Annotated in this window: 12 protein-coding genes; 3 read left to right on the top strand and 9 right to left on the bottom strand. The window is 64.6% G+C overall.

The features are described 5' to 3' along the window. Positions 1-35 precede the first annotated feature (35 nt). The 5 genes from astB to IE125_RS08125 all read right to left on the bottom strand — a co-directional run bounded on the left by astB (position 36) and on the right by IE125_RS08125 (position 6,404). The gene (astB, locus tag IE125_RS08105) at positions 36-1,379 is read right to left on the bottom strand and encodes an N-succinylarginine dihydrolase (protein WP_189444137.1); all 1,344 of its coding nucleotides are present in this window, start codon (positions 1,377-1,379) and stop codon (positions 36-38) included. Between the two features lie 41 nt (positions 1,380-1,420). After that, positions 1,421-2,890 (bottom strand): succinylglutamate-semialdehyde dehydrogenase, encoded by a 1,470-nt coding sequence (gene astD, locus IE125_RS08110; protein ID WP_189444138.1) that lies wholly within the window; start codon positions 2,888-2,890, stop codon positions 1,421-1,423. A 133-nt stretch (positions 2,891-3,023) separates the two neighbouring features. Beyond that, positions 3,024-4,043 (bottom strand): arginine N-succinyltransferase, encoded by a 1,020-nt coding sequence (gene astA / locus IE125_RS08115; RefSeq protein ID WP_189444139.1) that lies wholly within the window; start codon positions 4,041-4,043, stop codon positions 3,024-3,026. Further along, the gene (gene astA / locus IE125_RS08120; protein ID WP_189444140.1) at positions 4,043-5,161 is read right to left on the bottom strand and encodes an arginine N-succinyltransferase; all 1,119 of its coding nucleotides are present in this window, start codon (positions 5,159-5,161) and stop codon (positions 4,043-4,045) included. Before astA (IE125_RS08120) ends, astA (IE125_RS08115) begins: the two co-directional genes overlap by 1 nt. A 25-nt stretch (positions 5,162-5,186) precedes the next feature. Then, positions 5,187-6,404: an aspartate aminotransferase family protein gene (locus IE125_RS08125; protein ID WP_189444141.1), complete on the bottom strand. Its 1,218-nt coding sequence runs from the start codon at positions 6,402-6,404 to the stop codon at positions 5,187-5,189. Between the two features lie 347 nt (positions 6,405-6,751). Here IE125_RS08125 and IE125_RS08130 point away from each other — a divergent pair, with 347 nt between their 5' ends. Then, positions 6,752-7,546, top strand: a complete 795-nt coding sequence (locus tag IE125_RS08130) for an SDR family NAD(P)-dependent oxidoreductase (RefSeq protein ID WP_189444142.1) — start codon at positions 6,752-6,754, stop codon at positions 7,544-7,546. A 294-nt stretch (positions 7,547-7,840) separates the two neighbouring features. On the opposite strand, the gene fabF is transcribed toward IE125_RS08130, so the two are convergent. From fabF to IE125_RS08150, 4 genes are all read right to left on the bottom strand, one after another. Further along, the gene (gene fabF / locus IE125_RS08135; RefSeq protein ID WP_189444143.1) at positions 7,841-9,097 is read right to left on the bottom strand and encodes a beta-ketoacyl-ACP synthase II; all 1,257 of its coding nucleotides are present in this window, start codon (positions 9,095-9,097) and stop codon (positions 7,841-7,843) included. Between the two features lie 40 nt (positions 9,098-9,137). After that, entirely contained in the window at positions 9,138-9,785 is a 648-nt protein-coding gene (locus tag IE125_RS08140; protein WP_189444144.1) for a winged helix-turn-helix transcriptional regulator, read from the bottom strand. 79 nt (positions 9,786-9,864) lie between these two features. Further along, positions 9,865-10,362 (bottom strand): GNAT family N-acetyltransferase, encoded by a 498-nt coding sequence (locus IE125_RS08145; RefSeq protein ID WP_189444145.1) that lies wholly within the window; start codon positions 10,360-10,362, stop codon positions 9,865-9,867. A 39-nt stretch (positions 10,363-10,401) separates the two neighbouring features. Further along, complete coding sequence (locus tag IE125_RS08150) at positions 10,402-10,962, bottom strand: cupin domain-containing protein (protein WP_189444146.1); 561 nt, start codon at positions 10,960-10,962, stop codon at positions 10,402-10,404. Positions 10,963-11,099: 137 nt separating this feature from the next. Between IE125_RS08150 and tsaA the strand changes: the two genes are divergently transcribed. Beyond that, positions 11,100-11,885 (top strand): tRNA (N6-threonylcarbamoyladenosine(37)-N6)-methyltransferase TrmO, encoded by a 786-nt coding sequence (tsaA, locus tag IE125_RS08155; RefSeq protein ID WP_189444147.1) that lies wholly within the window; start codon positions 11,100-11,102, stop codon positions 11,883-11,885. 69 nt (positions 11,886-11,954) lie between these two features. Beyond that, positions 11,955-12,521: a peptidylprolyl isomerase gene (locus IE125_RS08160; protein ID WP_189444148.1), complete on the top strand. Its 567-nt coding sequence runs from the start codon at positions 11,955-11,957 to the stop codon at positions 12,519-12,521. Positions 12,522-12,578: the final 57 nt, after the last annotated feature.

The raw sequence follows: 12,578 nt of genomic DNA on the forward strand, positions 1-12,578 counted from the left end.
GGCCGGGACGTGAAGCGCCAGTGGAAGCGAAAAGATTAACGCTGAAACGGATAGACGCTGCCGATCCCGAGCAAGCGAGTCAGCTCGTCCAGCGCGCTCAGCGTCTCGTCGGCGAGCTGCGGGTCGGCCAGATCGTTCGGCGATAGCCGATCGCGGTAGTGGCGCTCGACCCAGCGGGTCAGGTCGGCGTGCAGCGCGTCATCGAGCAGGACGCGGCCGCCGAGCGAGTGTCGCTCCTGCGCGCTCAGCGGTACGCGAAGGCGCAGGCAGGCGGGGCCGCCGCCGTTGCGCATGCTCTGCTTGACATCCTTGACCACGATTTCAGCAATGGGGTTGTTGCCGGCCAGCAACAGATCCTGAATCACCCGCCAGACGTCCTCGTTTTCCTGACACTCGCCAGGCACGACCAGCGTCATGCTGCCGTCGGGATTGGAGAGCAGCTGCGAATTGAACAGGTAGGTCGAGACGGCGTCCTCGAGCGGGATCGCCTCGCTCGGCACGCGCACCGGAATCAGCGGCGTCGCCATCTTCCACCGCAGCGCATCGAGCGTCTTCTCCTCGTCCAGAAAGGCCATGTCGTGATAGAGCAGTACCGGGCCGTTGCCCACCGCAATCACGTCGTTGTGGAATACGCCCGCATCGATGGCGTCGGGGTGTTGCTGGGCAAAGACGGTCTGAGCGTCCGAGAGGCCGTGCTGGCGCGCGACAGCCTGACTCGCCTCGCGTGTCTGACGTGCCGGGTAACGCTGCGGCGCTCGTTCGCCGCCGAATGCCTGACGCCCGTAGACGTAGAGATGCACGCCGGGATCGCCGTGGTCGGCCGCGAGCCGGGTGTGGTTGGCCGCCCCCTCGTCGGAGAACGCCGGCGTCGCCGGCAGCGCCGGATGGTGGGCGAAATGGCGAGCGTCTTCGAAGATCGCCGCCAGTACCCGAGACGTCGTCCGCGGCTCGAGGTAACGGTGAAAGCTCGACTGCAGGTTGGCCGGCGTGAAGTGGACGCGGCCGTCCGGTGCGTCGACGCTGGGCGTCACCGTGGCGGCATTGGCGGTCCACATGCTCGAGGCGGAACAGACCGCGCGCAGAATCCGCGGTGCGTCTGCCGCAGCCCGTTTCAGCACCTCGGCATCGCTGCCGGCAAAGCCGAGTTCGCGCAGCGCGCCAAGATCCGGACGCTGCTGGGGCGGCAGGACCCCTTGCGCGTAGCCAGCGTCCATCAGCGACTTCATTTTGGCAAGCCCCTGAAGCGCCGCCTCGCGCGGATTGGATTCGAGCCCGCCGTGGCGCATCGAGGCAACGTTGCCGAGCGCCAGTCCGGCGTAGTTGTGCGTCGGGCCGACGAGGCCATCGAAGTTCACCTCGCGGACGTCAGCCGGCGCCATGGACGCCTCGCCCGAACGCCTGGGATCCTGCATCGCGTCGCTCATAGTTCGACCCCCGGCGGCAGCTCTGCCGGCATCGAAAGCGTGTCGGCTTCCATCGAGGCGACCGGGTAAGCGCAGTAGTCCGCCGCATAGTACGCACTGGGACGATGATTGCCGCTGTCGCCGATGCCGCCGAACGGCGCATCGCTCGAAGCGCCGGTCGTCTGGCGATTCCAGTTGACGATACCGGCGCGAATACGCAGCAGAAAGTCATCCCAGTCGGGTTGATCGCCGCCGATCAGGCCGGCGGAAAGCCCATAGCGAGTATCGTTGGCCAGTTCGATGGCCTGGTCCCAATCGCGATAACGGTAGACCTTGAGCAGTGGCCCGAAGTGCTCTTCGTCCGGCACTTCGCAGCCCGTCACATCGATCAATCCCGGTGAAAGCAGGCTGGTGCCCGGCTGGAGCGAGCGCATCTTCACCAGCACGCGACCGCCTTGCGCCTCGAGATCGGCCTGCGCGGCAAGCAATCCGTCAGCGGCCTGCGGGCTGACAAGGCCGGAATAGAAAGGTGCCGGCTCGGCAAACGGCTCGGCCACGCGCAGTTTTTCCATGGCCGCCGCGAGCTGCTCGAGCAGCCGGTCGCCGGATTCGCCCGCCGGCACGATCAGTCGGCGCGCGCAGGTGCAACGCTGACCGCCGGAGAGAAACGCGGACTGCAGGATGGTCAACACCGCGGCTGCGGGATCGCGGACATCCTTGACCACCAGGGGATTATTGCCGCCAAGCTCCAGCGCCAGGATCTTGCCGACCTGACCGCCGAACTGACGATGCAGCAGACCACCGATCCTGGCGCTACCGGTAAAGAGCAAGCCGTCGATATCGGCGCTGCCCGCCAACGCCTGGCCGACTTCGGCCGCACCCTGCACGAGATTGATCACCCCGGCGGGCAATCCGGCACGAACCCAGCACTGCAGGGTCAGATCCGCGGTCATCGGTGTCTGCTCGCTGGGCTTGAACACCACGCAGTTGCCGGCCAGAAGCGCTGGCACCATGTGTCCATTGGGCAGATGACCCGGGAAATTGTAGGGCCCGAACACGGCAAGCACGCCATGCGGGCGATGTCGCAGCACGGCACGCGTGCCGCCGGCGTCTCGAGCGCGCTCGCCGGTTCGCTCGTGATAGGCGGTCAGCGAAATGGCCACCTTGCCGATCATCGCGCCGACTTCGGTTCGCGCCTCCCAGATCGGCTTGCCGGTCTCGTGAGCGATACTCTCGGCCAGCGGTTCGCGATGCGCGTCGAGCTCGTCACGAAAGCGTTCGACGATGGCCTGACGTTCGGCGAACGTCCGCATCGCCCATCCAGGAAACGCACGCCGCGCCGCCGCCACCGCTTGATTCACCTGGTCCGGCGATGCCGCGGTAGCCCGCCACAGGTGAGCGCCCGATACCGGGTCGGACTTATCGAAAGACGCGGCGGCCCCATCGACCCATTGACCGTCGATCAGCAGTTGTTGCGTGGCGTGCATACATCGCTCCTGATTTATTGATTGGTGAGCCGCGAGCCACGAAATGCAGGATTAAGCACGCTGAAAGTTCGCAATCCCTTTCTCGAAGCTCGAAGCTGCTGTCTATACGCCCCGAACCCGGCGCAGTCGTCGCTCAGGTTTCCAGCAGTCGCAGGGTGTCGCCGCTGCTCACGCTCAGGCGCTCGGCTTCGGTCGGTGTCAGCGTGATCACGCCCTCTGCATCGGGTCCACGACCGATCCAGCTACAGCGAAAATCCGCCATGCCCGTGGTCGCCGCCAACCAGCCATGGCGTTCGGCGTGCGGCAGATGCGTATCGCCGACTTCGACCTTCGCGCTTTGCGAGTGACGAATCGCGCGAACATCGTCGATATAGGCTTCGACCGTGGGACCACCGTCGAAGATATCGATGTACCCCTCCCAGCGAAGGCCCTCCTTCTTGAGCATCTCCAGCGCCGGGCGCGTGTGCTCGTGTACCTGGCCAATGCACTCCCGCGCCGCCTGCGGCAGAAACGGCGTGTAGATCGGATACTTCGGCATCAGCTCGCCAATGAAGCTTTTCTGGCCCAGTCCGGTCAGTTGATCGGCCTGCTTGAACTCCATCGGGAAAAAGTGGCTCCCGAGACACTCCCAGAAGGGGCTGACGCCCTCGGGCGTGAACGAGCCGCGCATCTCCGCCAGCACCTTCGCGGGAAAGCAGTCGCGGAACTCGGCCATGAACAGCCAGCGCGCCTTGGAGAGCAGCGTCCCGTTGCGATCGCGCCGGTAGGCCGGGCGCAGGAACAGCGATGCCACCTCGGCATCGCCGGTATGGTCAGAGCTGAGAAAGAGCGTGTCGATGGTGCGATGAAGATCGAGCTGAACCGAAGAGTGGGCGAGCTTGCCGACGCGGTAGTGATAGAACGGAGTCTCGCGGCCGACTTCTGCCTCGATGGCACAGCAGCCGGCGAGCTCGCCGCTCTCTTCGTCCTCGAGCACGAAGAAGTAGAGCCGCTCCTCGGCGGGTACCCGGCCTTCGAATGCCGCGACGGCCTTGTCGATCTTGGCGACCAGAAACTCGCGACTGTCCGGCAGCGACGTGAAACCCACGCCAGTCTCCTGCGCCAGAGCCTGCAGTTCGTCGATATCGCTGTGACTGATGGGTCTCAAGCGCATCAAAGCTCTCCCTCGTCCAGCGCATCTTCGACTTCCGGCAGCGCCAACGGCGCCACCAGTACGGCTCGCCCTTCCTCTACGCCCAGCAAATCTGCCTGCATCGGAGAGAGCATGAGCTGGCCGGTGGGTGTCAGCGCATAGCGCGCCACGGTGCAGCGGAAGCCGCCTAACTGCTGATTGGCGACCATGGCGGGCTCGGCGTCCGGCAGCGAATCTTCGGGCCGGATACGTACCGGGTGCCAGCCGCAGTGACTCAGCGTCCGCAGACGTGCGCGCTCGGCGCGCAGCACGGGCCCGGCATCGAAGATATCGACGTGGCGCGAGCGCACGAAACCTTCGCCAAGCATCTCACCCAGCGCCTGCTCGTGCGCGACGTGCTCACGACCGATCGCCGCCCGCGCCTGCGGCGTCAGCAGCGGCAGATAAAGCGGGAACTGCGGCATCACCTCGGCGATGAAGCTTTTCGAACGCACGCCCGCCATCAGGTTGATCTCGTGATAGCTCTGCTTGAAGAAGTGCCGACCCACGCTCGCCCAGAACGGCGACTCCCCGGCATCGTCGAGATAACCGGGAAAGGCGACGCCCAGCGTGTCAGCGAAGCGCTCGGGATACTGCGCGATGAACATCAGCCGCGCGCGGCGCAAAAGCGTCGCCGCGCTGGTGCCGCGATAGCGCGAGTCCAGCGACAGCGCGCAGAGTAGTGACACCTCGGACATCTCGTGGGAGAGCGACAGCGTCTGCACCTCATGGCGCAGATTGAGCTGCTGCGAGGCGTGGATCAGCGTCTCCTGCCGATAGGTGTAATAGACATCCTGCGCACCGGCCTGAGCGCGGATGCTGGCGGTACCCACGATCTCTCCGCGATCCAGATCCTCGAGTACGAAGGTGTAGGTCTCGTCACCGGGAAAATCGACGTTGCGTTCCATCGCGCGCGCCGAGCGAGCGATTCGCTCCTCGAGGCGGTCGCGATGCGCGGGGAGATTGGTCAACTTCGGCGTGGCGTTACCGGCCAGACGCTCGAGCGCCGCCAGATCGGCACTCTGCGCCGGACGCACCAGCAGGTTGCCGCCACCCCGGACGTCGGCGCCGGCCGACTGTCTGCCCGGGATGGCACTCATCGACTGTTCGGTCATCGAGCGCGACTCACGACGCCTGGGCGACGAGTTGTTCGATGGCAAGCTCGAGACGCGCCATGCCCTCCTGAATATCCGCCTCGGGAATGATCAGCGAGGGCGCCACGCGCAGCACATTGGGGCCTGCGACCAGGATCATCAGACCCTGCTCGAGCGCGAGCGGCAGGATGTCCCGCGCCTTGCCGTGATAGGCATCGCTCATCTCGGCGCCGATCAAGAGACCCATGCCGCGAATCTCCTTGAACACGCCGTGCTTGCGATTGATCACTTCGAAATGCTCGCGGAAGAGCTCGTGACGGCGCTTCACGCCTTCGAGCACTTCCGGCGTGTCGATGGTGGTCAACGCCGCGAGACCGACAGCGCAGGCAAGCGGGTTGCCGCCGTAGGTGGAGCCGTGCGTGCCGACGGCCAGCGAGGGCGCGACACGGTCCGTGGTCAGCATGCCGCCGATCGGGAACCCACCGCCCAATGCCTTGGCCGTGGTCAGAATATCCGGCGTGACGCCATAGTGCATGTAAGCGTAGAGCTTGCCGCTGCGGCCGACGCCGGACTGAACTTCGTCGAACACCAGCAGTGCCTGATGCTCGTCGCAGAGCGCACGCAGCCCCTGGATGAAAGCCTGAGTCGCCGGCGTCACGCCGCCCTCGCCCTGAATCGGCTCGACGACGACGGCACAGGTCTCGTCATCGATCAGCGCGCGCACGCTTTCCAGATCGTTGAAATCGGCATGCACGATACCGCCGGGGATCGGCCCGAAGCCTTCCGAGTACTTCGGCTGGCCACCGACGCTGACGGTGAACAACGTCCGGCCGTGGAACGCCTGCTTGAACGAGATGATCTTGTGCTTCTTCTCGCCGAAATTGTCGTAGGCCCAGCGCCGCGCCAGCTTGAACGCCGCCTCGTTGGCCTCGCCGCCGGAGGAGCAGAAATACGCCTTGTCGGCGAAGGTACGCTCGACCAGCTCACGCGCGAGCTCGAGCGTTGGCTCGCTGGTGTAGACATTGGACAGATGCCACACCTTGTTGGCCTGCGTCGTCAGCGCGTTGACCAGCGCCGGGTGGCAATGGCCCAGCGCGTTGACCGCGATGCCGCCGGCGAAATCGACGTACTCCTTGCCCGCCTGATCCCACAGGCGGCTGCCCTCGCCACGCACTGGAATCGCTTTCTGCGGCGAATAGTTGGGGGTCATGTAGTGGTCGAAATCGTCTCGTGTCGGGCTCGCGGCCATCGTTATCTCCCTGGAGATTAGGGGTTACAGGAATCGAGTATAGGGAGGCGCTATCGCCTCGGCTTACAGCGATGGGACGGCAAATTGCGAAAAGCGCGCCACCGGCCCTTGCTGGTTGAACGCTTGACGTTGAACTAACCTGCCCCGAGGTAAGAGTGTACCGCTACGACTTTCGTCGAGGCTATGCGAATGCCCGCGACGCTGATCGTGGCGAGCACCGAACCCGGTCTTGAATGACCGTTTTCATCGAAGTCCAACGTTCAGGGCATGCCGAGCCTCATCCGAGTCATCTCATGATCGGTATGCCCATAACTGCGACAACGTGACAGCGCGACAGGGAGAAACGCATGAAGATCGATCTATCCGGCAAGAGCGCCATCGTCACCGGCTCCACGGCCGGCATTGGTCTGGGTATCGCCCAGGGGTTGGCCAACGCCGGTGCCAGCGTGACCGTTACCGGGCGCACCCAGGGGCGCGTCGACGACGCTGTCGCCACCCTGCGCCACGCCGTTCCCGGCGCCAGCATCGACGGCGTTGCAGCCGATCTCGGCACTGCCGAGGGCTGTCAGGCACTGATCGCCGCCAAGCCCGCGTGCGACATTCTGATCAACAATGTCGGCATCTTCGGCCCCGAGAATTTCTTCGATATCACCGACGAGACCTGGCAGCAGTTCTTCGACGTCAACGTGATGAGCGCGGTGCGCCTCTCGCGCCACTACGCGCAGGGTATGAAGCAGCGCAACTGGGGGCGCATCCAGTTCCTGTCGAGCGAGTCCGCGCTCAACATTCCGGCAGACATGGTCCACTACGGCATGACCAAGTCCGCGGTGCAGTCGATTTCCCGCGGGCTAGCCAAGGCGCTCTCCGGCACCAACGTCACCGTCAATTCCGTGCTCCCCGGGCCGACGAAATCCGAGGGCGTCGGCAAGATGATCGCCGATATCGCCAAGCAGAAAGGCATCAGCGAAGCCGAAGCCGAGGAGACGTTCGTGCAGGAGAACCGCCCCTCCTCCATCATTCAACGCGTCGCGAGCGTCGAGGAAGTCGCCAATCTGAGCGTCTACCTCGCCTCCCAGCAGGCCAGCGCCACCACCGGCGCGGCGATGCGCGTGGAAGGCGGAATCGTCGATACGATGGCCTGACCCTTCGGGTCAGTCAGCGGGAAGAGCGGCGCTTCGCGCCTGGAAGCTGTAAGCCGTAAGAAAAAGCACAAGCCAAATCGAACCCCATCGAATCCTGGGGAGATCGGTTTGGCTTTTTGGCTTTTCGATCGTCGTTTGCGACGCGCTGAAACGCGGGCGGGAGAAAGCGGCATGTCCCGGTTTGGTTACGGAGACCGGCTCAACCATCGGCTTCCGCCTTTGACCTTGCCTTTTCTTCAAGCTTAAAGGCGCGCAGCGCCGCCCTTACCGCTTACAGCTCCGGGCGAAGCCCGGTTAGATACGCTTGAAGATCACGCTGGCATTCACCCCACCGAACCCGAAGCCGTTGCAGATGGCGTGTTCGATCGCCATCTTGCGCGACTCGCCGTGTACGACGTCCAGATCCGCGGCCAATGGGTCGGGGTCGACGTAGTTGCGCGTCAGCGGCGCGATCTGGTCACGCAGCGCCAGCAGCGTGAAGATCGCTTCGACGCCGCCAGCCGCGCCCAGCAGGTGTCCAGTCGTCGCCTTGGTCGCGCTGATCGCCGGTGAGCGGTCGCCGAACAGGCCATGAATGGCCGCCAGCTCTCCCCGGTCACCGACGGGCGTCGACGTCGCATGCGCGTTGAGGTGCTGGATCTCGCTGGCGTCCAGTCCCGCTTGGCGCAGCGCGATTTTCATCGCCCGCGCCGCACCACTGCCATCTTCCGGCCCGGCGGTCATGTGGTAGGCGTCCGAGGTCGTGCCGTAGCCGACCAGCTCGGCGATCGGTGTCGCCCCTCTCGCCTGTGCATGCTCGAGCGTCTCGATCACGATCAAGCCGGCGCCCTCGCCCATGACGAAGCCGTCGCGAGCCTGATCGAACGGTCGGGACGCCGCCTCCGGCGTCTCGTTGAAGTGACTGGAGAGCGCCTTGGCCGCCGCGAAGCCGCCGAGGCTGACGCGATCGATACACGCCTCGCTGCCACCGCAAAGGGCGATATCCGCCTCGCCGGTATGGATCAGGCGCGCGGCGTCACCGATCGCCTGCAGCCCTGCGGCGCAGGCCGTCACCGGCGCACCCAGGGGACCCTTGAAGCCATGACGAATGGAGACTTGGCCGCAGGCGAGGTTGGCCAAAAACGATGGGATCGTGAACGGCGAGAGGCGGCGCGGGCCGCGGCTGTCGGTCGTGCGTACCGCGTCGGCGATCGACGGAAAGCCGCCGATGCCGGAGCCGATCAAGGTCGCGGTGCGCTCCCGCTCGGCTTCGGTGGACGGGAACCAGTTGGCCTGGGTCAGCGCATCCTGGGCGGCGGCGACGGCCATCTGGATGAAGCGGTCCATCTTGCGCCGCTCCTTGGGATCGATGGCCGCGTCGAGATCGAAGCCGGCGCTGTCCTCCTCGATGGAGGGCACGGGAGCACCAACGCCAGCTGCCAGACCTTCAACGGTGGCTTCCGGGAGCCGGCGCAGCCCGGAGGCGCCCGATAACAGTCGCTGCCAGACCGTCTCGAGTTGACATCCCAAGGGCGAGAGGATGCCCATTCCTGTGACTACGATACGTCGCATGACGTTGTCCTTTTCATTTCGGGTTCAAGCTGGTCATTTTTCATTCCAGCTCGTCTTTCGAGAGTCCGGGCTCATCTTTCGCGAGCCCAGGCTCGGTATTTCCGGGTCGAAGCGGCGCATGGCTGTCGCCCGATCGCCAAGGCGCCCTGGGAATGGCGAAGTCGCCCTCCGGCGGAGTCGGTGAGGGGGCTCGGTCGCAAGCCTGCGCCGCCATGCGCTCGACGCGCGCCTTGATGGCCGGCGTGGCATCCGGCCCTTCGGCAATGCAGACGCTATCCGAAGCCAGCTCCCGCTGACTGCAGCGATCGAAGAGCACCGGATCGACCGGCCGGCGCGTTTCGCGGTCGACCAGATGCATGGCGTCCTCGTCGCTCGGCAGATGGCACTCGCCCCAGCGATAGAGCGTCAGGATCACCGGAGCCAGATCCCGGCCCTTCGGGGTCAACCGATAGTCGTGTCGCAAAGGGCGGTCTCGATAGGCGCGCTTTTCCAGCAGGCCGTCATCGACCATGCGCTCGAGGCGCCGAGTCAACATGCTGGAGGCGATGCCCAGACCGCGCTGGAAGTCATCGAAACGGCGAGCCCCCTGCAGAGCATCGCGCAGAATCAGCAGCGTCCAGCTATCGCCGACGCAGTCGAGCGCGCGCGCAACAGGGCAAAGAGAGGAGAGTTCGTGGGTCACTTTCATTATGGAAGTGACTTTATCCGATTCCGGCCGTCGAGGGAATTCTCCTGACCGGAAGGACGCCGACAGACGCCCCAAGTCGTCACGTCGGTGAATCGATCTCAGGAAGCGCAATTTGCAAACGCACTCGCGACAGCATGACGCCGTGACGCTCGACCTGCTCTTCGCCAAGGCGTTCCCAGCCGCGCGCCTGGAGCGCTGGCGCCAACATCAGACTTGCTTCGATGCTCGCCTGTGTGTGCCCCTGATGCGCGAGCCTGTCCAGCGTCAGCTGTAACAGCCTCGAACCGATGCCCTGGCGGGCAACGGACGGCCAGACATAGAGCGTCTCGATTCGGGCCTCGGCATCATGCTCGCAGAAGGCGATGCAGTGGCCATCGCACTCGGCCACCAGTGTCGTGTAAAGCGTCTGTCTCGCGCCCCAAGCCTCGGCAGTACGCGGCAGCGCCGCCGCCCAGGCTTCCCGCTCGGCCAGCGAATAGTGCGAGGAGGCGCCTTCCATGACCGCATGATGAAACACCTCGGCCTGATCCGAGGCATCGCGCGGTAGCGCTTCGCGAAATCGGGTGCGCTCGATCATGGTGTGTTCCCAAGGGTGGCAGTCCGGGCATCTACCTTCTCACGCGGCGTCGCTTTCCACCAATCGTTCATAGCGCGGAAAGCGCAGCGCGATGTCGCTCGCGGTCGAGACAAGGCTTGGCGACTCGGCATTGCTCAAGGTCATCATCAGAAAATCCGGTTCGGGCCCGATGTCGAGCCAATGCGGCATCCCCCCGGGAATCGACATCAGATCGCCCTGTTCACAACCGACGACATAAACACGAGATTCCAGGTGCAGGTAGAAGATCGCCTGCCCGCGAAGCAGCAGATGCCAGCTCTCCTCTTCATCGGCAGACTCGGTGCAGAGCAGTTCACGGCGTAGCTCGAGATCCGGGTAGTACGGGCTCATGCCGCGCAGCTCGGCGTGTTGCCGACCGCTCAACGTCTGGATCTTGTCGATGACGTCTCTGTGCGCCACCTTCAATTGATCGTGGTCGCCACCGAGCGGCACGGACATCAGCGGTCGGCGATCGAAGTAGACTTCGACCGCGCTCATCTCCAGCGAGATGCGATAGGCGTCCTGAGTACTGAGCAGCGGTTGATCGCCGTCGGCCTCGTGGTAGACATGCAGAAAACTCATCCAACACCTCTCCTTGGTATCATGCGAGTTTGCGAAATCGCCGGTACCTGACCGGGCGCCATTCCAGTATGGCACCAAACCGGAATTTCACCTGTTCGCGTCGACATTCATCTGCAAGAGCGTCCTCGAGATTCGCCATGGCCGACACTTTCACGCTCGAACCGATCGGGCATGTCTCAAGCGACTATCCCGACAAATTCGGCATTCCACGTCAGCCGGGGCTGGCGCCCTCGGCGCGCGCCGTTCTCTATCTCGAACCGAGCTACGACGACCCGCTCGCGGTCGAGGGTCTCGATACCTTCAGTCATCTCTGGCTCACCTTCGTCTTCGACCGTAGCCCGACGAGTTGGTCCTCCCGTGTAAGACCGCCACGACTCGGCGGCAATCAGCGCATCGGCGTCTTCGCCAGCCGCGCCACGCATCGCCCCAATCGATTGGGACTGTCGCTGGTGGAACTGCTGGAAGTCGAACTCGACCCCGCCCCTCGAGCCTCGCGCCGGCCCATCGCTGGCTCCGCGCTCGGCGATCGGCGCCGGCGGGTCAAGCTGCACCTGCGCGGACACGACCTGTGTGACGCGACGCCGATTCTGGACATTCGCCCCTATCTTCCCTGGGCGGAGTCGGTACCCGACGCCTCGGCCGGCTTCGCGCCGGCCCCACCGATGCTCAAGGCGGTGGTGTTCACCGCCGAGGCAGGTCGCGCGCTCCGCGCCCACCCGGAGGGCGAATCGCTGCGACGACTGATCGAGGAGGTGCTGGGCCAGGACCCGCGCCCGGCTTACCACGGTCGCGCCCGACAGTCCGGGCCACCCGAGGAGCCGCGCCGCTATGGCGTGCACCTTCGAGACGTCAACGTCCGTTTTTGCGTTCTGTCGCAGGCGGGCGAGGAGATCATCAGCGTCGAGGCCATCGAGCCCCGCTAGGCTGGGCCAACTAGCCAGCGGGAGGCGTTGCCGCTAGGCTGCTCTCTTTCAAAGGTACGGAGCCTTGAGATGTTGAAGACCCTGCTGAGCATTGGCGTCATGACGATGGCGTTCACCTCCCTGCCCGCCATGGCCGACGCCGATCATCCGCATGTCCGTCTGGAGACCAGCCAAGGCACTATCGAGCTGGAGCTGGATGCCAAGGCAGCGCCGAGAACGGTCAAGAACTTCCTGAGCTATGTCGACGAGGGCTACTACGCCGGGACCGTCTTTCATCGTGTGATTCCGGATTTCATGATCCAGGGTGGCGGCATGGATGCCGAGCTCGAGGCGAAGACAACGCACGACCCCATCGCGCTGGAGCGCAGCGGACTCAAGAACCAGCGTGGCACCATCGCCATGGCGCGAACCAACGATCCGGACTCGGCCACCAGTCAGTTCTTCATCAATCTGGTCGAAAACGCCTCGCTCGATTATCAGGGCCTCTATCAGCCCGGCTATACGGTGTTCGGCCACGTTGTCTCCGGCATGGATGTGGTCGACGGCATCGCCGAGACACCTACCGGCCAGCAAGGGCCTTACGGCGACGTGCCGAAGACACCGATCACCATTACCGGTGCCAAGCGCATCGATTGAACGGGTGTCGCGAGCGGTCCCCAACGAAGAAGCCCCCGACAGCAGCGCTGTCGGGGG

This window comes from Salinicola rhizosphaerae (assembly GCF_014652715.1).
Taxonomy (GTDB): domain Bacteria; phylum Pseudomonadota; class Gammaproteobacteria; order Pseudomonadales; family Halomonadaceae; genus Salinicola; species Salinicola rhizosphaerae.